Annotated in this window: 16 protein-coding genes; 8 read left to right on the top strand and 8 right to left on the bottom strand. The window is 59.8% G+C overall.

All coding sequences use genetic code 11. The features are described 5' to 3' along the window. Position 1: 1 nt before the first annotated feature. The 3 genes from QP978_RS02055 to QP978_RS02045 form a co-directional block, all read right to left on the bottom strand. The gene (locus QP978_RS02055; RefSeq protein WP_284856811.1) at positions 2 to 634 is read right to left on the bottom strand and encodes a methionine ABC transporter permease; all 633 of its coding nucleotides are present in this window, start codon (positions 632 to 634) and stop codon (positions 2 to 4) included. Between the two features lie 65 nt (positions 635 to 699). Beyond that, complete coding sequence (locus tag QP978_RS02050; RefSeq protein ID WP_049190340.1) at positions 700 to 1,749, bottom strand: methionine ABC transporter ATP-binding protein; 1,050 nt, start codon at positions 1,747 to 1,749, stop codon at positions 700 to 702. Between the two features lie 64 nt (positions 1,750 to 1,813). Further along, entirely contained in the window at positions 1,814 to 2,680 is an 867-nt protein-coding gene (locus QP978_RS02045; protein ID WP_284856788.1) for a MetQ/NlpA family ABC transporter substrate-binding protein, read from the bottom strand. A 247-nt stretch (positions 2,681 to 2,927) separates the two neighbouring features. Between QP978_RS02045 and QP978_RS02040 the strand changes: the two genes are divergently transcribed. The 5 genes from QP978_RS02040 to QP978_RS02020 all read left to right on the top strand — a co-directional run bounded on the left by QP978_RS02040 (position 2,928) and on the right by QP978_RS02020 (position 10,035). Beyond that, positions 2,928 to 6,167: an error-prone DNA polymerase gene (locus QP978_RS02040; RefSeq protein WP_284856787.1), complete on the top strand. Its 3,240-nt coding sequence runs from the start codon at positions 2,928 to 2,930 to the stop codon at positions 6,165 to 6,167. Between the two features lie 18 nt (positions 6,168 to 6,185). Continuing rightward, the gene (locus QP978_RS02035; RefSeq protein ID WP_284856786.1) at positions 6,186 to 8,150 is read left to right on the top strand and encodes an alpha/beta hydrolase family protein; all 1,965 of its coding nucleotides are present in this window, start codon (positions 6,186 to 6,188) and stop codon (positions 8,148 to 8,150) included. 31 nt (positions 8,151 to 8,181) lie between these two features. After that, on the top strand, positions 8,182 to 8,721 hold the full coding sequence (locus QP978_RS02030) for a tRNA (cytidine(34)-2'-O)-methyltransferase (protein ID WP_284856785.1): 540 nt from the start codon (positions 8,182 to 8,184) through the stop codon (positions 8,719 to 8,721). Between the two features lie 67 nt (positions 8,722 to 8,788). Then, a complete protein-coding gene (locus tag QP978_RS02025) occupies positions 8,789 to 9,646 on the top strand; it encodes a bifunctional methylenetetrahydrofolate dehydrogenase/methenyltetrahydrofolate cyclohydrolase (protein ID WP_005510041.1) in 858 nt (285 codons plus the stop codon). A gap of 20 nt (positions 9,647 to 9,666) precedes the next feature. Continuing rightward, a complete protein-coding gene (locus QP978_RS02020) occupies positions 9,667 to 10,035 on the top strand; it encodes a DUF3017 domain-containing protein (RefSeq protein ID WP_005510063.1) in 369 nt (122 codons plus the stop codon). A gap of 6 nt (positions 10,036 to 10,041) precedes the next feature. Here QP978_RS02020 and metX read toward each other — a convergent pair whose 3' ends face one another. From metX to QP978_RS02000, 4 genes are all read right to left on the bottom strand, one after another. After that, positions 10,042 to 11,178, bottom strand: coding sequence for a homoserine O-acetyltransferase MetX (metX, locus tag QP978_RS02015; protein ID WP_016422137.1), 1,137 nt, complete (start codon positions 11,176 to 11,178; stop codon positions 10,042 to 10,044). A gap of 45 nt (positions 11,179 to 11,223) precedes the next feature. Then, positions 11,224 to 12,546: an O-acetylhomoserine/O-acetylserine sulfhydrylase gene (locus QP978_RS02010; RefSeq protein WP_284856784.1), complete on the bottom strand. Its 1,323-nt coding sequence runs from the start codon at positions 12,544 to 12,546 to the stop codon at positions 11,224 to 11,226. A gap of 662 nt (positions 12,547 to 13,208) precedes the next feature. Continuing rightward, complete coding sequence (locus QP978_RS02005) at positions 13,209 to 15,431, bottom strand: NADP-dependent isocitrate dehydrogenase (protein ID WP_048731557.1); 2,223 nt, start codon at positions 15,429 to 15,431, stop codon at positions 13,209 to 13,211. 265 nt (positions 15,432 to 15,696) lie between these two features. Then, positions 15,697 to 16,734, bottom strand: coding sequence for a molecular chaperone DnaJ (locus tag QP978_RS02000; RefSeq protein ID WP_284856783.1), 1,038 nt, complete (start codon positions 16,732 to 16,734; stop codon positions 15,697 to 15,699). Positions 16,735 to 17,128: 394 nt separating this feature from the next. Between QP978_RS02000 and QP978_RS01995 the strand changes: the two genes are divergently transcribed. Continuing rightward, positions 17,129 to 18,439: an MFS transporter gene (locus QP978_RS01995; protein WP_016422141.1), complete on the top strand. Its 1,311-nt coding sequence runs from the start codon at positions 17,129 to 17,131 to the stop codon at positions 18,437 to 18,439. A gap of 43 nt (positions 18,440 to 18,482) precedes the next feature. Next, a complete protein-coding gene (locus tag QP978_RS01990) occupies positions 18,483 to 19,439 on the top strand; it encodes an exodeoxyribonuclease III (RefSeq protein ID WP_070566178.1) in 957 nt (318 codons plus the stop codon). A gap of 28 nt (positions 19,440 to 19,467) precedes the next feature. Here QP978_RS01990 and QP978_RS01985 read toward each other — a convergent pair whose 3' ends face one another. Beyond that, positions 19,468 to 22,155, bottom strand: coding sequence for a DUF6541 family protein (locus QP978_RS01985; RefSeq protein WP_284856782.1), 2,688 nt, complete (start codon positions 22,153 to 22,155; stop codon positions 19,468 to 19,470). A 190-nt stretch (positions 22,156 to 22,345) separates the two neighbouring features. Here QP978_RS01985 and QP978_RS01980 point away from each other — a divergent pair, with 190 nt between their 5' ends. Then, a complete protein-coding gene (locus QP978_RS01980; protein ID WP_016422144.1) occupies positions 22,346 to 22,777 on the top strand; it encodes a hypothetical protein in 432 nt (143 codons plus the stop codon). Positions 22,778 to 22,782: the final 5 nt, after the last annotated feature.

Genomic DNA, 22,782 nt, shown 5'->3' with positions numbered 1-22,782 from the left:
GCTACCTGCGCATAATCTTCTTGGAGAGCCAGTTGCCGAAGATCTGCGCCAACTGGACGATGAAGATGATGACCAGGGTTGTCACCAGGGTGACGTTCCAGTCGAATGCCTGGTAACCGTAGGTGATTGCGAAGTTGCCCAGTCCGCCACCGCCGATGTAGCCGGCCATAGCTGACATGTCGACCACGGCGATGAATGCGAAGGTGTAGCCCAGTACCAGCGGGCCCAGTGCCTCCGGCACGACGACCGTCCGGATGATGCGCCACGGACTTGCGCCCATCGCACGGGCGGCCTCAATCACGCCGGGGTCGATGGACATCAAGTTCTGCTCCACCAGGCGCGCGATGGCGAAGGTGGCGGCAATCGACATGACGAACACTGCGGCTTCGGTGCCGATCGTGGTGCCGACCACGTTCTTTGTCAGTGGGCCGATGGCCGTAACCAGGATGATGAACGGGATTGGTCGAACAAAGTTAATCAGGACATTGAGGACCTGGTAGACAAACGTGTTGCGCAGTACGCCACCATCGCGGGTGGTGTAGAGCAGCACGCCGATTGCTAGACCTGCGACACCGCCAATCAGCATGGCGACACAGACCATGTAGAGCGTCTGGCCGAATGCCTCGCCCAGCATCGGGCCGAGGCTATCCCAGTTGGTGTCCTTGCCACTCACCGATGGCAGAGAGTTTAAGAGACCGATCATGATGCAAGCTCCTCTACCTGTGTCAGTTCGGAAATAGCAGCAATGGCGGCATCGAAATCAGAGGAATCCGAGGCGGAATTACCTGTCAGCGGAGTCAACCGCAAAGTAAGGCGGCCGTAGGACTTCGCCTGCACATTGGCGACCGCGCCGTGTGCCACCGAGGCGGCGACACCGTGGGCACTAGTGGCCTGTGCCAGGGCACCGAGGTCAACACCGTCATTGATAGTGATGGTGACCAGGCGAGCTGCTGCGCTCTCGGCAGACTGATTCACCGAATCGCGTTCACGACCAATTGGAACATCGCGCAGTGCGGTGGTGGCGAAGCGGCGGCCAACCTCAGTCTTGGGGTTGGCAAAAACCTCGTGGACCGTACCGGTTTCGACGATGTGACCATTTTCCATGATGGCCATGCGGTCAGCGATACCGCGTACAACCGACATATCATGGGTAATCAGCACGATAGTGACACCCATTTCGCGATTGATGCGACGCAGCAGATCCAGGACGCCGGAAGTAGTTTCCGGGTCGAGTGCCGAGGTGGCTTCGTCGGCAAGCAAGAGCGTCGGTTCGGTGGCGAGCGCACGGGCGATGCCGACACGCTGCTTCTGCCCACCCGAGAGCTGCTCGGGGAAGGACTCCGCCTTGTCGCCGAGACCGACGAACTCCAGCAGCTCCTGGGCGCGAGCGCGGCGCTTAGCCTTCGGCATACCGGCCAGTTCCAGCGGATATTCAACGTTGCGAATCGCGTTGCGCGAATGGAAGAGGTTGAAGTGCTGGAAAATCATGCCGATATTGCGGCGCAGACCCCGTAGCTGGCGCTCGGAGATGCCGACGATGTCGGTGTCATCCAGCAAAACCTGCCCGGAGGTTGGCTTTTCCAGGCCGTTAATCATACGGATGAGCGTTGATTTACCAGCGCCGGAATAACCGATGACGCCGAGGATTTCGCCGGGTTCAACGGTTAGGTTGATGTCGGCGAGCGCGGTGACGTCGCCGAATTGCTTGTTCAGCTCGCGGAATTCGAGCTTCGTTCCCTTGTTGGTCACGAGTGAATCAGTGCCCCTTGGTCTGTGTTCCCTGGTGTTGGGCGGTGCTTAGGTGGCAGTGGCGTTAGTTCTGCTCGCGCTGCTGCTCTTCGACGCGATTCAGAATGTCCTGCAGCTCCTCAGCCGAACGGTCAACCGGAACCGAGGTGCCCTTGGAGTCCTCTGCGACTGCGTCCTGGACCTCCTTGGAGTGCCAGATCTTGGAGAGCTCCGCGTACTTCGGGTTGTCAGCATTTTCAGCTTTGGTGACAAAGACGTTGATGTACGGCTCTGCCTCCGTGGAGTTCGGGTCATCCTGGAAGATAGCGGTGTTCGGGTCGATGCCGGCGCGGTCCAGGAAGGAGTTATTGATAATGGCGGGCTTACCCTCGCCGTAGGCGGCCGGAGTCTGAGCGGCATCCACCGGCAGAACCGTGATCTTGGAAGCTTCCTTATCGATGTCAGCAGGGGACGGGGTCAGCAGGTCATCCTGCTTCAGCTTCAGCAGGCCAGCCTGAACCAGCACGTTAATAGCGCGGCCCTGGTTGGACGGGTCGTTCGGGATGACGACCTCGGTGCCCTTCTTCAGCTCATCAACCGACTTGTGGTCCTTCCAGAACAGAGCCAGCGGGACAATTTCGCTCGAGCCAATCGGAGTCAGGTCCGACTTAGCGTCGACGTTGTACTCAGCCAAGAACTTGATGTGCTGGAAGAGATTGACGTCGAGCTGGCCCTCATCGAGTGCGCGGTTCGGGGTCTGGTAGTCGGAGAAGGACTGAACATCCAGATCGATGCCCTGTTCGGAAGCCTTCTGCTCGAAAACGGTCCAGGCCTTCTTGCCGGCATCCGTGGTGCCGATGCGAATGGCATCATCCGAGCTGCCACAGGCGGTAAGGCCGGTTGCGGCGAACGCGACAGTAAGTACACCGGCGGAAAAACGCTTGAGGTTCATCGAGGGGTCTCCTTATTTAATGGGATTTGTTAGCTGAAGTTTTAAGGCAGAACTAGACCAAGCTGTCTTTAATTCTGGGGTTAAGGCTAGCACTTGCCCAGGTAGTGCTGAAAATTCAACTTCAGCCTAAACAGTCGAACGTGGCTGAGGTGTGACTTACGGATGCGTCCCGGGGGTGGCGCTTAATGCACATACTAATCGAAAATACGTTTGAATGCAGTCCGTAGGGTGGGTTAATGTTCATGGCATGGAAAACATCTCGGACGGACAGTCGGAGCAGTCCGGTCGGCCACTGAGCTGGTCGCGGATTGAGCGTATTCTATCGGGTAAATTTTCAGGAAAACTACAGCCTAATGGTAGCTTCAATGGCTGGCGGGGGCAGCTGTCAGATTCCATCGTTGGGGCTTTTGAAGCTCCGGAAAGCGGTGTTAGTGGCGGAGGTGGCGTGTCATTTTCGCCTGCGGATATTAAGGCGGAATTGCACTGTCGTTCGAGCTATTCATTCCTGCATGGCGCATCGGATCCGGAAGAATTGGTGTCCGAGGCTGCGCGTTTGGGGTTAAACGTGTTGGGGCTCGCAGATCGCGATGGTTTCTATGGAATCGCTCGTTTTGCCGAGGCTGCAGCGGAGGCTGGTATCGCCACAATCATCGGCGCGGAGCTGGGGCTTCCGCAGCGGCCCCTCACAGTGCTGGGGCGGGGGCCCGAGGGCTATCGGCGCCTGAGCCACACGCTGTGTGATGCGCATATGTCGGCAGGGGAGAAGTCCGTCGTCCGCTATCCCTCGCTGCCAGAGTTAGGGGAGGCCGCAGGTGGTTTCTGGCAGGTGCTTGCCGACGTCAGCTGGGTCGGCGACTTGGAAGAGCTCATTGCGGCCTTCGGTGCGGAGAACGTGGCGCTCGAGCACCGCCTGAGCCCCACAGCACAGGCGGCCGATGATGCGGAGGCGATTTCGGCCGCAGCTGTGAAGTATGGCCTGCGGGAGGTGGTTTCCTCTGCTGCGACGGCGGCCTCGCCTGCGGCAAGCCGGTTGGCCGGGGCGAAGCAGTCCCTTGCTGTGCGGGAGGACCTAGACGGGTTCGAGTCACGGCTGGAGCCCGCAGGCGGAGCTTGGTTGCGTTCGTGGGAGGAGCTATCGGCGGCAACACGGTATCTGGGGGCGCAGGTACTGCAGGCAACACAGGACATTGCAGGTGAGTCTGCTTTTACGCTTGATCTCATTGCGCCTGAGTTGCCTCGCTGGGAGGTTCCTGCTGGTCACGATGAGGACTCATGGTTGCGGGAAATTGCTCGTGCGGGGGCGCGGCGGCGGTATGGTCCGGCCGATGGAGCTCGGGACGGCTCCGTGCAAGCGCGGGCGTGGGCGCAGTTAGAGAATGAGCTGACTGTGATTCGAGAGCTGGGTTTTCCAGGCTACTTCCTCATCGTGCACGACATCTGTGAGTTCTGTCGCCGGGCGGGAATTCTGGCACAGGGGCGCGGTTCGGCGGCTAACTCGGTGGTGTGTTTTGCGCTGGGGATCACCAATGTTGACCCCATTAGTGCCGGGCTGTTGTTCGAGAGGTTTTTGTCGCCAGAACGGGATGGGCCGCCGGATATCGATGTAGACATCGAGTCTGGTCGTAGGGAAGAGGTCATCCAATACGTCTATGAAAAGTATGGTCGTGACAATGCCGCGCAGGTGGCCAATGTCATTACCTACCGGCGGCGCGGTGCATTGCGCGATGCGGCGCGGGTGTTGGGGTACTCGCCGGGCGTTATCGATGCGTGGGTCAGAGACCGGGAAGCGTGCCCGCCGGAGCCGGTGCAGCAACTGGCGGAGCAGCTTCGTGGGCAGCCTCGTCATTTAGGCATTCACTCTGGCGGAATGGTGATTTGTGATCGGCCGATTGCGGATGTCGTGCCAGTGGAATGGGCACGCATGGAAGGTCGTTCGGTAGTGCAGTGGGATAAGGATGACTGTGCGGCAGCGGGACTGGTGAAATTCGACCTGCTTGGCCTCGGAATGCTGGAGGCCATCCACCATTGCATTGACTTGGTCTATGAACAGCATGGGCGCCGAGTGAACCTGTGGGAAATAGATGTCGCTGAACCGGAGGTTTACGAGATGTTGGCACGCGCGGACGCGGTGGGCGTGTTTCAGGTGGAATCGCGCGCGCAGCTGGCCACCTTGCCCCGACTGAAGCCGAGGGAGTTCTTTGATCTGGTGGTGGAGGTGGCACTCATTCGCCCAGGCCCCATTCAAGGCGGTAGCGTGCACCCCTACATTCGCCGCCGAAATGGACTCGAACCAGTGACCTATGAGCATCCAGTGCTGGAGAAGTCCCTCGGGAAGACACTGGGCATCCCGCTATTTCAAGAGCAGCTGATGCAAATGGCCGTCGATGCGGCGGGTTTCAGTGGGGCGGAAGCGGACTCGCTGCGTCGCGCTATGGGGTCGAAGCGCTCAGTGGCCAAAATGGAAGCGCTTCATGCCCGTTTTCTGGCTGGGCTGGAGCGCACCAGTGGCATTGATGCGGATATTGGGGAACAACTGTGGAACAAGATAGTGGCCTTTGCCGCCTACGGTTTCCCGGAATCACACGCGCAGTCGTTTGCCTCCTTGGTGTATTTCTCGGCTTGGTTTAAGTACCACTATCCGGCGGAGTTCTGTGTCGCATTGCTCCGTGCCCAGCCCATGGGGTTTTACTCTCCGCAGTCGTTGATTGCCGATGCTCGCCGGCACGGTATCGGCTGCGATGGTCCGGATATCTCGGTTTCAGGCGTGGAAGCCAGCGTCATCGATGGGCGTATTCGGTTGGGGCTCGGCGCCATTGCCGGTGTGGGCAATGACGTGGCGGAACGTATCGTCGCAGCGCGGCCATTTGTCAACGCAGCAGATGTCGCCCGCAGAGCTCGGCTGGGTGTTGGGCACATGGAAGCACTGGCGCGCGCAGGAGCACTTGGGTCGCTGGGGATTGACCGTCGTCAAGCACTGTGGGCGGCGGGCGTGGCGGCGACGGAAAGTGAGGGCATGCTGCCGGGGCTCACGCTTGCCGACGCACCTGCGTTGCCCGGCATGACGGAGTTTGAGCTGGCAGCTGCCGATTTGACGGCAACGGGAGTGACTCCGGGGCAGTACCCGGTGGCCGCGTTGCGGGCAGACCTGCAGGAACGTGGAGTGGTGCCTGCGGCGGAACTGAAAACAGTGCCCGATGGAACACGAGTAGAAGTGGCGGGAGTCGTGACGCATAGGCAACGTCCGGGGACCGCTGGCGGAGTGACATTTTTGGGAATGGAGGACGAAACTGGGCTGGTGAATGTGCTGTGTACGCCGGGGCTGTGGAATCGATTTCGGCCGGTAGCGGTGAATTCGCGGGCGATGGTGGTGCGCGGTATCGCGCAGACAGCCTCTGGTGCGGTGACAATCGTGGCCGATCGTCTGGTGGATATGTCCGAGGCTCTGGGGCAGCCAGTGGTGGCAGGTCGAAGTAGAGATTTTCGCTGACTACTAGAATGGATTGTCATGCGCCAGACCTATGAATCCTCGTTAGCACCGGATGGGAGTGCAATCGCCTTTATTGTCCGCGATAGCGGCTACCCGCGTGCGGTACAGCAGGAGATTACTCCGGAGGGGCTAGGGGCGGAGCGCCCCGTGAAACTGCCGGTGGAAGGCCCGGTTACCAGGGTGCTGCACTCCCCGGATGGAAAGTGGATCGCCTGCGAGGTCTCTCCGTACGGTACGGAGCGACTGCAGACCTGGCTGGTATCCACCGATCCGGAGGTCGACGGTGCCCGCCCCCTGCGTATGGATGCGGATATGCGCGCCACACTGGTGGAATGGGATAACGATCTCCTAGCGATGAACGCGGTCGATGCCCAGGGCATTAACTATGCGCGTTTGGTCAACCCGACGAACTCAAAGTATGAGGTCATTGATAAACGCACTGACAGCCAGCTGGTAGCGGCTGAAGGCGGGTTTGGCCTCGTGCGGGTGGGACCGCGAGGTCACCGTGAGCTACTGCTGGTCGGGCCGGGGCAGCAGTGGCAGCCGCTGCTGCCGTCCGATCCTGGCTCCACCACAGATGCCGGTGTCTTATTGGCGCATCCGGGGCAGGAGAAGCTGACCGCATTCGTACTCTCAGATCATGGCGCGGAACAGCGTCGCATCCTGCGCCTGGGGATTACTCCCGATAGCGGTATCAGCACTACTGAGCCGCGCACAGCGGAATCGACCGCAGCGGAGATTTTGGATATGAAGATCGGCATCGAAGTTGATGTCGAGGAGTTCATTGGCAATCCGGATCAAGACGTCGAAGAATTTGTCATCAGTGAGGATTCCTCCACTGCGGCTGTGCTGTGGAACAGCGGTGGGGTCAGCACGCTTGAGGTGCTTACCCTTGGCCTTCACCCGCAGACTGACGACATGCGGGTGATGGTGCGCCGCAATGTGGAATTGCCGGGCATGGTTGCGCGCGAGCTGTCAATCTCCGGTGACGGTGAGCTGATCTCCCTGACAGTAGAAGGGCCAGGCCTTGCGCCAACGGTGGAGATTCTGCGCAATATCGGTGGTGTCATTGAGCCATTGGATATGGAACGCACCGAACGGATTTTGGCTCTGGAAGAGAAGAATCTGGAGACCATGCCGGCTCCAGAGCTGGTCTACTTTGTCTCCCGCGATGGGTTGGAACTGTCTGGTTGGCTCTACCTTCCGGAGTCGGTGCGCAATAGTTCTAATGACGTTTCCGGAAGCGCACTACCGCCGGCTTTCATCCACATCCACGGCGGACCAGAACTGCAGGCGAAACCCATCCACCACGATGTTCTAGCCAGCATTGTGGAGGCGGGCTTCGTGGTGTTCACTCCTAATGTGCGCGGTTCCTCAGGGTCCGGTAGGTCATTCGAGCACGCGGGCGACCGCTATGGGCGCTTTGCCGCTATTGCGGATATCGCAGCGGCGCGTTCCTTCCTCGTTGATGCCGGGTTGGCGGACCCAGAACGCATTGCTCTGGGCGGGCGATCCTACGGTGGCTTCATGTCGCTGTTGGCCTCGGCATGGTACCCGGATCAGTTTGCGGCCATCGTCGATGCCTGCGGAATGACAAGTTTTGAAACCTACTACCAATCCACCGAGCCCTGGTTGGCGCAGGCCGCGTTCCCCCGATACGGCTACCCGTACCAGGATGCTGAGCTTCTGCGCGATATCTCGCCGCTGCACCGTGCGGAGGAAATGAAGGCTCCAACCCTATTCATTCACGGCGAGTGGGATACCAACGTGCCTCCGCGAGAGTCTGGTCAGATGCGCAACGCCATGGACGCCTACGGTGTGCCCACCGATTTTCTAGTGGTCGAGGGAGAGGGCCATAAGTTCTCGAAGCCGAGGAGCCGAGCGCTAATCGGTGAGACCATCATTGCGTTTTTCACCGAGCACGGTGTGTGTGATGCGGTGCCCGCCACGACAGCGGCAGCAGAAACCAACAGCGAGCAGTAATAGAAGCAGCGGAAAAGAACTGATGGAAGAAATGAATAGCGCCACGACCGAGCCAACGAACGCCGAGCCAACCAACTCCACAGACTGGATCAAGAGCCACACCTGCCACGTGCTTTTTGACCGGCCTGTCATCCCGCCGAACACCGGAAACGCTATCCGCATGTGTGCGGGCTCTGGAGCTATGCTGCATCTGGCCAAGCCGCTGGGGTTCAACTTCGATGACAAGAATCTGCGTCGCGCCGGGCTGGATTACCATGACCTGGCTGATGTACGTATTCACGACTCCATCGATCAAGCATTGGAGACCTTTGCCAGCCAAGGGTGCCGCATCTTTGCTTTCACCGCTCACGCTGACACGTGGCACACCGATATTGAGTACACGAATACCGATGTACTGCTCTTTGGCCCGGAGCCAACCGGGTTGGAACAGTCAGTGCTCGATGATCCGCGAATTACACAATTAATCCGAATTCCGATGCTGCCAGCTCGTCGCAGCATGAATCTTTCCAACGCCGCAGCAGTGGCTGCTTATGAAGTCTGGCGTCAGCAGGGCTTTGGGGGCGGTAAATAGGGCCAAGGCGAGGGCGGTTACGGGGCGTTTCTGGGCATTATTCGCTCCTGTGCCTAAGATAAATGCCATGGCAGCGACAAAGCTTGATGGCAAACTCTACCGAGACGAAATCTTTGAAGACCTGGAAAAGCGCGTTGAGCGTTTGAAGGAAGCCGGCTACACCCCGGGGCTGGCTACCGTGTTGGTTGGTGATGATCCAGGCAGCCACTCTTACGTCAAGATGAAGCATCGCGACTGTGAGCAGATCGGTATCGCCTCTATCCGCCGTGACCTTCCGGCTGACACCACGCAGGAAGAGCTCGAGGCAGTAATCACCGAGCTGAATGAAAGCCCGGAGTGCACAGGCTACATTGTTCAGTTGCCACTGCCGAAGCACCTGGATGAAAACCGTATTCTGGGGCTCATCGATCCGGAGAAAGACGCCGATGGCCTCCACCCGGTAAACCTGGGCAAGCTGGTCCTCAACGAGCCAGCACCACTGCCGTGTACCCCAAACGGCTGTATCCACCTGCTGCGACGCTTCGGCGTCGAGCTCAACGGTGCCAAGGTTGTTGTTATCGGCCGCGGTGTCACCGTTGGTCGCCCAATCGGCTTGATGCTCACTCGCCGCAGCGAGAACTCCACCGTGACGCTATGTCACACCGGCACCAAGGACTTGGCCGCTGAAACCCGTCAGGCTGATGTCATTATCGCCGCTGCTGGTGTCGCTCATATGCTTACTGCAGACATGGTCAAGCCTGGAGCTGCTGTACTCGACGTGGGAGTTTCGCGTGTCGACGGCAAGCTGGCCGGTGACGTTGCTGATGACGTCTGGGACATTGCCGGTTACGTATCCCCGAACCCAGGTGGTGTCGGCCCACTGACTCGCGCTTTCCTCGTACGCAATGTCGTCGAGCGCGCTGAAAAGCTCGCTGGCCTGGCCTAGTCAGCCAGGAGGAACAACTCGTGTCGAAAAGGGAAATTGCGCAGCGTGCCCGGCGGGAAGATCTGCCGGATCCAATGCTGAACCCGCACAGCCCGAAGACCCCGCCGCCGGGGGCATCGTGGCCAATGTGGGTGCAGTATACGATTTACGGTGCGCTCTTTTTCGGCATGTCCGCCTTCGTTGTGTTTCTGGGGCTGGAGCGGTGGCGACGCGCCACATTCATGCTGGGAAGCACAATGATGCTGCTCGGTGTGGCTAGGCAGTACCTGCCGGACAGCATTCTAGGTGTGTTCTCTGTGCGATCCCGGGCCTTTGACCTTTGGTTTTGCTCCATAATCGGGATGGGAATCGTATTCCTTGCAGTCAGCGTGGATGCGCTGGGAAGCTAGCTGACATTAACTGACATCGCGAGCGAGGAAATTACGCACAATCGAATCCACTCGCTCGAACTCCGTCAAGAATCCGTCGTGACCCACGGCGGATTCAATCTTTTCTAGCCCCAAGCAGTTGCCCAGATTGCGGGCGAGGTGCTCCTGCTGGTGGAAGGGGTAGAGAATGTCCGTGTCCACACCGGCAACCATGGTCGGCACGGTTGACGAGTGCAGCGCTTCATTGAGGCCACCGCGATCACGGCCAATATTGTGCCGATTCAAGGTATCGGTGAGCACGACATACGAGCCGGCATCGAAACGCTGGGCAAGCTTCTCCGCTTGGTGATCCAAGTAGCTTTCTACCTGGAAGCGATCTTCCGTGCGCATCGCGCCCAGCGGATCCTCACCGGGCTGCGCTGCCGCGCCAAAGCGATCATCCATCTCCAGCTCGCCACGGTACGTCAAATGCGCGACCCTGCGTGCAAAACCCAGACCTCGGGCCGGAGTCACACCGCGGTCGTAGTAGTCGCCGCCATGCCAATCGGGATCGGACTCAATGAATTGAATCTGCGCAGACTGAATACCAATCTGCCAAGCAGACGCACGTGCGCCGACACACATCACCAATGCCTTGCCGACGAAATCAGGGTGCATCAGTGACCACTCAAGCGCGCGGGCCCCACCCAAGGAGCCGCCAATGACAGCTTGGAGGCGGGAAATTCCCAGTTCCTGCAGCGCAAGGTGCTCCACCGTCACCGTGTCGCGCACGGAGATAGCGGGAAAGCGAGAGCCCCAGGGTTTGCCGTCGTCCGGATGTGGACTGGAAGGGCCGGTTGTACCGCGACAGCCACCGATGACGTTGGTGCAGATAATGCAGTACTCGTCGGTATCCAGTGCGCGGGCAGAGCCGATCATCCCGTTCCACCAACCCGCAGTCGGGTGGTACTCATCCGAGGGGCCGGAAGCGTGGGCGTCGCCGGTTAGAGCGTGCTCGAGGAGGATGACATTCGAGCAGTCGTCGTTAAGCCGGCCCCAGCGTTCGAACTCGACGGTGACATCGGGGATGACCGCGCCAGCCTCGGTTGTGACATCGCCGATAAAGACACGCCCCGGCTCGCCCTCGGGTGGGAGGGCGGCCGGGGTAGATGGGGAAAAGCTCATGCCTTATAGACTACTTAGTCCGTTCTGTGTCTGTGTACAAACGGTCTACGCGAGTGCTGCGAAGCCGCCCTCGAGATCGGCGATGATGTCATCGATGTTCTCGATACCGACGGAGAGACGCACGGTGGCCTGGGAAATGCCGGCGCGGGTCAGACCCTCCTCATCGGACTGGGAGTGAGTGGTGGTGGCCGGGTGGACAACCAGCGAGCGGACATCACCGATGTTGGCGACGTTGGAGTGCAGCTTCAGAGCGTCAATGAACTTCCAAGCCTTGGCGGTGTCGGCATCCTTCAGGTCGAAGGAAAGCACGCCGCTGGCACCGGAAAGGCCCAGCTTGTTCAGGGGCTCGTACCACGGGGAGCTCGGCAGGCCAGCGTAGTTGACCTTGGCGACCAGCGGGTGGTTCTCGAGGAACTCAGCGACTGCCTTGGCATTTTCATTGTGGCGCTCGATGCGCAGAGCCAGGGTGTCGAGGCCCTGAGCCAGAACCCACGCATTGAACGGAGCCGGGGCAGCACCGGTGTCGCGGAGAATGCCAGCGCGAGCGCGCAGAGCGAAGGCCGGGGCGCCCAGGTCAGCGAACTTCAGGCCGTGGTAAGCCTCGTCGGCCTCGGTGAAGTTCGGGAAGATGGAGCGGCCGTTGCGGGTCTGAGTCCAGTCGAACTTGCCGCCGTCGACGATGACACCGCCGAGGGAGGAGCCGTTACCGGTGAGGAACTTGGTGGTGGAGGAAACCACGACGTCAGCACCGTGCTCGAGTGGGCGCAGCAGGGCCGGGGTCGGAACCGTGTTGTCGACGATCAGCGGAACGTTGTTGCGGTGTGCAACCTCGGCGATGGCAGGGATATCGAGGACGTCGATCTGCGGGTTGGCGATGGACTCACCGTAGAAACCGACGGTGTTGTCCTGAACTGCTGCCTGCCAGGACTCCGGGTCATCCGGGTTCTCGACGAAAGTGCAGTCGATGCCAAGGCGCGGCAGGGTGACCTTGAACAGGGTCTCAGTACCGCCGTAAAGGCGTGGCGAAACGACGAAGTGGTCGCCTGCACGAGCCAGGGTGAGGACAGCAGCGGTCTCAGCTGCCTGGCCGGAGGAGAACAGTACGGCAGCGACGCCGCTTTCGAGGCTGGCGATGCGCTGCTCGACGGCATCCACAGTCGGGTTGGTCAGGCGGGAGTAAATCGGGCCTGCATCCGAAAGGTTGAAGCGGTTGGCAGCGTGCTCAGCGGAATCGAAGACGTAGGAGGAGGTGTTGTAAATCGGCAGGTTGCGCGCGGAGGTCTGTGCGTCGGGAGCGAAGCCGGCGTGAATAGCGCGAGTGGACAGGCCCCAGTTGGCGGCGTTGCTGTTGTCGTACTTGGTGGTCATTTCAGATACTTCCTTGCGGTTTTTTGAGGTCGTTCAAAACGTTGCTTACAAACAATAGTGAACCAAGCTGTCTATTGCAAAGTTTTGGAAAAACCCAAGGTAAGAGGGTGTGTGTATCTGTGTCGAGAGTGCTATAGCCCGCTTAGTACGGATTGGTTTGATTGGTTCTGGGGCGTGGTCGGTTGTGGGGGGGGGTAGGGAGCTGTGGCTGGGTGTGTGTGGAGGCTGCGGTGTATGGGGGGGTGGGTGGTGCGTGGTGGGTGGCGCGTGGCGAGTGGTGTTCGACGGGTGGCGGTTTGCCGAAGGAGTTAGTGACTACCTTTATGACAGTTTGAAGGCAATTTTTTGGACAAAAGTGTCATAAAGGTAGTCAGTAACTCATGGGGTGAGGCACTGCGGTGCCGGGGCATCGGGCGCTGCGGTGCCGAGTGTCGGGGCGAGCCAAACAGGGGACTGAGTATGGGCGAAGGGTACCGTAAAGCGCCGAAAAGCACTGGATACTGTCAAGACCGTTAAGGAAGTCAGGGCATAGAAAAAGCCCCTCGCGCCATGTGCATCAAATGCAACATGAGCGAGGGGCTATCGCCCGAAACCGGCGGTCAGCCTAGGTCGGCCTAGGCCAGCCTGGGCCAACCAGGCCAGCCAGGAGCAAGCAGCTAGTCCTACTTCTTCAGGCCGTCGATGATCTCGTTGAACTCAGCGGACGGACGCATAACTGCGGAGGTCTTCTCATCGTCCGGCAGGAAGTAGCCACCCAGATCAGCTGGGGAACCCTGAGCATCAATCAGGGTCTTGGCGATGGACTCTTCCTTCTCCGTGAGAGCCTTAGCAACCGGGGCGAAAGCTTCCTTCAGCTCGGAGTTCTCGTCCTGCTTGGCCAGCTCCTGTGCCCAGTAGAGAGCCAGGTAGAAGTGGGAGCCGCGGTTGTCGATTTCGCCAGCCTTGCGGGACGGCGACTTGCCCTCGTCGAGCAGGGTAGCGGTTGCCTTATCCAGGGCCTCAGCCAGGACGCGTGGACGTGGGTCGTCGTCATGCTCAGCGGCGTAGCGCAGGGACTCGGCCAGTGCAAGGAACTCACCCAGGGAGTCCCAGCGCAGGTGGTTTTCTTCCTGAACCTGCTGGACGTGCTTCGGTGCGGAACCGCCTGCACCGGTCTCGAACAGGCCGCCCCCGGCCATCAGCGGCACGACCGACAGCATCTTGGCGGAGGTGCCTAGCTCCATGATCGGGAACAGGTCGGTGAGGTAGTCACGCAGAACGTTACCGGTTACGGAAATGGTGTTCTCGCCGCGGCGGATGCGCTCGAGGGAGAACTTGGTAGCGGACACCGGATCCATGATGCGGATATCCAGACCCTCGGTGTCGTGATCTGCCAGGTACTCGTTGACCTTGCTGATCAGGTTGTTGTCGTGTGCACGCTGCGGGTCCAGCCAGAACACTGCAGGGTCGCCAGTGATACGAGCGCGGTTGACGGCCAGCTTCACCCAGTCGCGGATTGGGGCGTCCTTGGTCTGGCAGGAGCGCCAGATGTCACCCTCGGCGACGTGGTGCTCAATCAGAACCTCGCCAGCGGAGTTGATGACCTGCAGGACACCGTCAACCGGAATCTGGAAAGTCTTGTCGTGGGAGCCGTACTCCTCAGCCTTCTGAGCCATCAGGCCGACGTTCGGGACAGAGCCCATGGTGGCCGGGTCGAAAGCGCCATTGGCGCGGCAGTCCTCGATAACAGCCTGGTAGACGCCTGCGTAGGAAGAGTCCGGGATGACTGCGAGGGTGTCGCGCTCCTCACCGTCCGGGCCCCAGCCCTTGCCGCCGTTGCGGATTAGTGCAGGCATGGAGGCGTCAACGATGACGTCAGACGGAACGTGGAGGTTGGTGATGCCCTTATCGGAGTTGACCATGTAAAGGGCCGGACCTTCCTTCAGGTCCTTCTCGATAGCGGACTTGACGGCCGCCGCAGTAGCGTCGTCAAGCTTGTGCAGACCATCGAGCATGGCGCCCAGGCCGTTGTCCGGAGTCAGGTTGGCGGCAGCCAGCTTGGACTCGAACTTCGGGAAAACAGATGGCAGGAAGGCCTTGACAACCTCGCCGAAGATCAGCGGGTCGGAGACCTTCATCATGGTGGCCTTCAGGTGCACGGAGAACAGGATGTTCTCGCGCTGTGCGCGGCGAATCTGAGCGCGCAGGAAGTTGTCCAGGATGTGGACGTTCATGCCCGTGCCGTCAATAATCTCGCCCTTGAGGACCGGCATGTCCTTCTTCAGGGTGATGATCTGGCCGTCGTTAGCCTCGAGCTGGTAAGTCAGCTTGTCGTCTTCCGGCATGACAACCGACTTCTCATTGTGGCGGAAGTCGTTGGAGGCCATGGTGGCGACGTTGGTCTTGGAGTCTGCGGACCAAGCGCCCATGCGGTGCGGGTGCTTGCGGGCGTAGTTCTTCACCGGCTCCGGAGCGCGGCGGTCGGAGTTGCCCTCACGCAGTACCGGGTTAACGGCAGAGCCCTTGACCTTGTCGAACTTGGCGCGGTCGGCGGTCTCCTCGTCGCCTTCCGGCTGCGACTTGTACTTCGGAATGTCATAGCCCTTTTCCTGCAGCTCTGCGACAGCGCGCTTAATCTGCGGGACGGATGCAGAGATATTCGGCAGCTTGATGATGTTGGCGTCCGGCTCCTTGACCAGCTTGCCCAGGGCTGCCAGCGCATCCTCTACCTTCTGCTCGTCCGAAAGACGCTCCGGGAACTGAGCCAGAATGCGGCCTGCGAGGGAGATGTCGCGGGTTTCAACATTGACACCAGCCTGGCTTGCAAATGCCTCCACGATTGGCTTCAGTGAGTAGCTCGCCAGCAGAGGGGCTTCGTCAGTACGGGTCCAAATAATTGTCGCCATAATTCATGTCTCCTATCTGTTTTGTTCCACGATAACCCAGTTTTGAATCTTGGGTTGTGTCGGGGCATAGCGCAAAAACAGTGATAGTGATATGAATAACGCAATTATGTGAGGCAAGTCACGAAATGTGCAATTATTTGTCGCTTATTCGCCGCTTTTCATTCCATTTTTCGCTTTACGACGGTCCCAGCGCTCAAACCCTTCAAATACGAAAAACCGCGCTGGGGTGTCGTGCACGCCGGCGCGGTTGTTCAGGGCAGCCTAGTTAGTTCTGTGTATTGTTCGGAGGATTGTTCTGGCCGAACTGGTAGCCCTGGGTGTTCTGAGACTGGGGGTATTGCGGAGCATAGCCCTGCCCCGGCGCCGACTGGGTAGTCCTGACCAGTTTCTGGCCGCGGAACCATGCGCGCATGTCCTTGAGGAACATAAGAACGCAAGCCGCGATCAGCATGGCACCTGCGAGGAAGAGGACTACATCCACCCAGGAGCTCAAGAACAGGAGGGGGATGATGGTCATAGCCAACGCCAGTGGTGCCACGGTGACGCAGAAAAAGATTGGTGCCGTCGAGTCTTCACCGCGGAGGATGGAGTGAATCCAGTATGCGGTCAAGGTGACAAGCATCATTCCCATCAGTAGGAGGACTGGAACAAGAACGAGGGCGGCTGCAGCGCCCATGATGTAGCCGATGTCATCCCAAGTGCCCCCCAATGATGACTCTAGGCTGCCGAGATCGTTGGCGCCCTGGATGCCGAGCGTGATTGCGTACAGAACTGCGATGATGCCAATCAGAGTTGAAAAACCGACCAAGCCGGTAGTGATTCGGGGGATGAGTGGCATGCGCTGCCACATGTTCTGCAGTGTGGCGTTTGCAGGCAGCGGTGGTACATCCGTGGTCACCGTGGTGGTTACTGTTGCAGGGCTGGTTTGAGTTGGGGCGGACCACTGTGCTTGTTGATTCTGCTGTGCCGGTGGCTGCTGTGACTGCGCTTGTTGGGCTTGCTGGGTTTGCGTCTGGAACGAGGATTCCTGCGCAGTGGGTGCCGGGCGATTTGCCAGCCCGCGCAGCGTCGCAATGGTGATGATGGCGTTCTCATCGGCCAGCAAAGCGTCGTATTCGCGACGGCGTCCCTCATCGCCAAGCACTTGCAGCGCAGTGAGCTTTTCCTGGAACTCGCCGGAGTACTCCGAGACGCCAGCATCTCGCAGTTCGGAGAGCTGATTAGAAAGATTTGCATGGAGCTCTTCGGTGCTGGCTTCGCTATCAAGCGTCAGAGACTCGTAGAGGTTATAGCGGTCGCCCATAGTGAATCAAGATCCTATCGGTATTGCAGTTCGAAATATCTTTTAAAACAATTTACCTGGTAGCTATTACGGCAGCATCGAAGACCCGGATCGCTCGATGGTAGGAAGTCCGTGGCGCTCGGAGGGAATGGTAGTCCTCGGCAAACAACGCCGATTGCAAAATGTATTAGTAGAACTTGAGTGAGCGACTTCCACTAATGGCCGTAGATGTTATTCCGCGCACAAATACCCGGGGAACAGGCGGATTAAATAGCGAAATTTTTGTATTGCGGAGTAGAGTCTCATTTTTCCCTTGCGGCTCCCCTCACGGTTTTGTGAGCCCGTCTTGGGTCGAAAGTCGAGGGGAACTGAGAGTCCACCAACTGGCGTAAGAAGAGAAAAGGAGACGGTCGCAATGACGTCGTCAAGCGAAGTAACAACCCACAACGACGACCACAAACCGCGTGCGCGTCGTGCGGGAGCGTTTAGCTCGCATCGCCGTCCTGTTCCGGTGCAGGACGACATCTCTGATTTACGCCGAATCTTGGTGATTGTGGCTCTGTCGGTCGGTGCATTCGGCATCGGCGTTACCGAGTTTGTGGCCATGGGCCTGCTGCCTTACATCGCTGATGCCTTCGGACGTGATGAGGATGCCGCAGGGCGCATGATTTCGATGTACGCACTCGGTGTTGTCGTGGGCGCACCGCTAATTACCGTGCTGACCGGCTCGATTCCGCGCAGGCGCATGCTCCTGCTGCTGATGGCGGCATTTACCATCGGCAATGGTGCCACGGTTTGGGCAGGCACACTGGGCTCTTTCGAAGCGGTCATGGTCTCGCGCTTCATTGCCGGTCTGCCACACGGTGCGTACTTCTCGGTGGCGGCTCTGGTGGCGGCCTCCCTGGCTAAGCCGGGGCAGCGCGGCAAAATGGTGGCCCTGTCAGGAGTGGGGCTGTCGGTGGCGACTGTGATTGGTGTGCCGGCCGCGCAGGTGCTGGGACAGATTTACGGTTGGCGCAGCGCCTTCGCGTTTGTCGCGGTCATCGGGCTGATTGCATTTGTTTCGTTGTGGTTCGCCGTGCCGCATATGAACCGCATGCCGAAGACACGTCCGATGGATGAGCTCTCGGCTCTGGTGACACCGCAGGTGCTGCTGACCGTCGCAATCGGCACCGTTGGTTTCGGCGGCATGTTCGCGGTTTACACCTACATCACCTGGACTATGACTCGCGAAGCGGGCATGAGCGAAAACCACATCTGGATTGTGCTGATGGCCTACGGCATCGGCATGGTTGTCGGTACTTACATCGGTGGCTGGCTGTCCGACCGCATCGGGGAGTGGGGCATCATGGTTGCGCTGGTGCTGATGGTAATCATGCTCAGCGTCTTCTACTTCACCTCACAGAATGCTGTGCTGGGCACGATCAACTTCCTCCTTATCGGTCTGCTGGGATCGGTATTGGTGCCTAATCTGCAGACCCGTCTGATGGATGTCGCCGGTCGCGCACAGACGCTGGCGGCAGCACTCAACCAGGCCGCATTGAACATGGCCAACGCATTCGGAGCGGCGCTCGGTGGTTGGGTCATTGCGTCCGGTTATGGCTACCGCGCACCGGCTTTGGGCGGCGCGACGTTGGCGATGTTGGCTATCTTCATCGCTCTGCCGACCATTGTTCTTTACCGCCGCTCACAGGCGAAGAAGGCCGAGCGCATCGAACTGCGCTAGGGGTCTTCAAGGCGTAGTGCACGCATAGGTAACGTATGAGGGCATGAGCCTTACAATCGCGACAATCAATGTCAACGGCATCCGCGCCGCCGTCAAGGAGCGCAGCGAAACCAATCTGGGATTGCTGGAGTGGCTGAAGCACACCAGTTCCGATGTCGTTTTGCTGCAGGAAGTCCGCGCCACCGACGACCAGGCACGCAAGGCCCTCGCGCCCGCTTTCGATGCCGGATGGCATTGGGTCGGCGCTGAAAACCTGGGTGCCAAGGGGCGCGCCGGCGTGGGCATTCTCTCGCGCTTTCCGCTTAACGACGTCCAGGTGGGCATCGGCTCCGAGGAGTTCGAAGAATCCGGTCGGTTTATCAGTGGTGTTGCCCCGGCAGCGGACACCGGCCTGGATGTGGATGTCCAGATTGCCAGCCTCTACCTGCCCTCTGGTGCTGCCCTGAGCGAGAAGCAGGATGAGAAGTACCGCTTCCTCGATGCCTTCTCCGACTACCTGGCGGAACTGGGTGCCAAGGGGCGCGACGGTCACCACGCAGTCATCGGCGGCGACTGGAACATCTGCCACCGCGAACAGGATTTGAAGAACTGGAAGACCAACCGCCGCAAGAGCGGTTTCCTACCGCAGGAGCGTGCCTGGATGGACTCGGTCTTCGGCTGCTGGCCCGATGAGGTTCCCCAGGATTCGCAGGTTCAGGCCAGCGAAAAGGAGCTGGAATCCGGTGCCTTCTCCGATGGTTCTGTGTGGGAGGCCCCGAAGCTCAATGCAGATCCGGTGTGGTTTGATGTCACTCGCCGTCTGCACCCAGAGGCCGACGGCCCCTGGTCCTGGTGGACCTACCGCGGTAAGGCGTTCGATACCGATGCCGGCTGGCGCATCGACTACCAGGCGGTAACCGAACCAATGCTCAAGCGTGCCGTCAGCTCGGTAGTGGATAAGCCTGCCGCCTACGACCTTCGCTGGACGGACCACGCGCCGGTGATCGTGGAGTACGCCTAAACCCGGCATACGCCTAAACCCGAGCGGACTAGTGTGCTCCGACGTCAGCGAACTCTGGGATTATCTCAGGCTCGGGAGCGGTTACGAGATGCCGGTTCTGCCGCAACATGGAGGCGATGCCGTCAACGATGGCGTCGGCCCATTTGTCCTGCATAGCGGGGTCGGCCAAATCGCGGGTGAGTTTTTCAGCGCCCACCGCTCCCAGCGATAGCGCAATTGTCGGCGCATGCGGCCGCGAACTCTGGTTCACCGCCACTGCCGGCGCCAGGCCGGTGCGAAACTCGGTTGGCACCCCGTTTGTGCTGTAACTGCTGTGCGGATTGAAACCTCGGTACACCATTCCGTCGCGCACACCCGCCGCCAACTGCCAATCGGCAGGAGCATCGTCCTCAGGTTCGAGAGACTTCACCACAGCGGATACCGAAAAGCCACGATCGCCGATGTTATCCCCAGAAAGGGTCTGCCCCTCTGATGAGCGACCGACGATTACGGTGGCTGCGCTCGCCGTGTCGTCGGCAAGCGAATGCGCGCCAACGATTGCGCCGCGCTGACGGAGCTTGTCGCTGGCGCGTTGCACGATGCTGTCGATGTGAGCGGAAGTATCCCCACTCAAACGCAGCGCGCGAGGCAGGTCGGCGTTGATAGCCTCGATGGCCTCGCGGCGAGAGTCGACGGTGATGCGCGCGCCGGCGAGCGGATCGACAGCCTCGTCGGGGGAGGGGACGATTGGCTGGCGCGGAGGCATCCACAGCGGATTGGGGCGCGCCGGGCGGTGTGGGGAACTGTTGACAACAGCGTGCAACTCTTCCGGTGAAAACATCTTGTTGACCGCGAAAATCATCACCGAGCTGTTGTGATACACAGGCGTGAGCCCCGGCGCGTGCCATGCCCAGGAACGCATCGACAGCGCCTCCGTGCCATCCGTGTTCACACCCGGCGGGGAACTAATGATGTAGTGCACTCCCAATTTCTTCGCCATGGCATCGAACTCTGGATGTGAGCCCAGCAGGTCAACGTTTATCGGCAGCTTGTTGCTCGCCTCGGCAGTTTTGTCAGAGAAGGAGAAATGGCGGAACAGGGTCGGCAGTCCGGCGATGGCATACATCCACGCAGAACCGTCACGACGGTCATTGAGAATATGCCCCTCAAACGCATGCGGCTGTGCGGACAGCCAATCAATAGCTTCCATGTCCGCAGCGGTCACAAACGTGCTTCCGAAACTCTGGCGAATTGCCTCGCGCTGAGCAGGCCCACTCGCCCAGGTCGCAGGCACAATCGCCAGTGCCGCTACGAGCCCCATCGCCAGCGCAGGATTCCACGACTTGGTCGGCTGATCTCGCTTTGCGACGATCCACTGCGCCACAGCCACAATCGCGACAACGGCAGCCGCGACTGCGTAGCCGATCAGTACTGCGCGCAGAATTCCCATAACCGCCTGCATGCGGTACGGCATGTCGTAGAAGAAAGTGCCAATAAACTTCAGATAGGTGCCGAACGGCTCAGACCAACGGGACTGCGCACTATCGGACACCACAAAGAGCAGCCCGAAAACCAGTGCCGGCCACGGCGCCCATGGGCTGTCTGGCAGGCGAGAGACCAGCGCCACTACCAGGCCGATGAGCACAAGAACCAGAACAGTCCGGGAAAAGATGGGCTCGTCAGCATAGCGGGAAAACCCGATCAGAGTTCGCCACAGTGATTCGGAGCGGGAAATCTCAATTTGGCCGGTAAAGCCCGCAACGGATTCGCCTTGCCCACTCGCGGACAAAGCCGCCGGGAGAGTCATCACCAGAGCGAGCGCGCCGATAATTAGCGTGCGAACTAGGCCGCTGACACTCGGTTGGGTAATCAACCACAAGCCAACAAAGAGCACGGCAGCAATTGCGCCGGCCGGGTGGGTGATAAACGTGCCGACCAGGGCAAGCGCAGCGGGGACAATATAGCCCCGCATGGTCAAAGCCGCAGCAATCGGCAAAGCGGCCACCGCGAGCAGATATGGCATGGAGGAGGTGCGCCAAAGAGCCACCCAAATTTCCGGAAGCATCAGCGTGGCGACGGCAGCTGCGGGACCGGCGTAGGCCGCCCACTTAGGACCAACTGCGGTGCGGGCTAGCACCGCAGTTGCTGCGGGAACAAGCAGCGCCGGGGCCAAGAACGCAAACACGTTGGAATCGAGGAAGACCGAGCCGGGCAGCAGCCCCGCCATGGCATGCCAGCCGGTGGGGTAGAACATTTCGGCCCCGGTCTCCTGATTCATCAGGTCACCGGCCGCGGTGGGCGAGGCTATTGCATGCTCGTCAATGAACCGGAGGAAGTTGGTATGCCAGAGCATGTCCCAGGCTTCGCGGATAGCGCCGGGGCCGCCAGGGACGTCGTTAAGCACGAGCATGGCGCGCATCGAGCCGACTACCGTAACTCCGACGACAATCATCGCGGTGACAACGCCGGAATCGAAGCCGTCTTCGGGCGTTGCTCGGGGGACGAATCTGCGCACCAGATAGCCAATAGCACAGAACCATGCCCACATGCCGGCCACGAAGAGCCAGGTGTAATCCAGCCCGAGCGCGTGAGACAACCATGCGGAAAAACCGGTCACACCCAGCATTAATGGGCCGGCAGATGCCAACGCGAGCGTGGGACGTAGCCCACTGGCCCAACCGAGAACTGCGCCTGGGACCAGCAGGATGAAGACGGCAACCGCAATGGCAGCGAGCATGGGACTCCTGACGGATAAGAGAATTGAATTAGTCCAATAATACCTGTGGGTTAGTTCGGCACTTGGGACGCGAGCGCCTAATATTTGAAGAAGGACTGATGGGACTTCAGCCGCTGTAAAACCCAAGCGCGAATCTGCGCGGGACTTGAAGCGAGCTCGGTGCGGACCAGGAAAGGAGAGGACATCCCCAGTGAAAAACGGCGAGAGCGATAACAAGCGGCACCAGATGGCCGATTTGGAAGCCATCGCACGGAGTCTGCAGAACGACCCTGGCACTGCTGTCAATGTCCCAGTGGTCGTGACTTCCGGTGTCATTGTTGCGTTTATCGTGCTGTCTTTTGCCTACGCGTGGCCACTGTGGATTTCCCTAGGACTCATTGTTCTGCTGGGAGCCGTGATGGTCGTGTCCTACACCCGCAGGCCACCCGTAGCCCCGCTCGAGTTGACCCAGGGGGAGCGTGAGCGTGTTCGCCGTGTTCTCTCTGAGCACGGCATTCGCCCAGCGATCACGTTGGTGCGCGCACTGTACCCCGAGGAATCGCCAGCCGCTGCGGCGCGCACCGTCAAATTGCTATCCGATCGAATGCTTGTGGAGCAGGGGGACGAGGGGCGTCGGGGCTAGCTTTT

This window comes from Corynebacterium sp. MSK035, from assembly GCF_030232615.1.
Lineage (GTDB): Bacteria > Actinomycetota > Actinomycetes > Mycobacteriales > Mycobacteriaceae > Corynebacterium > Corynebacterium jeikeium_D.
Note: the sequence above shows the minus strand (reverse complement) of the source record. Positions and strands in the feature narration are given on the sequence as shown.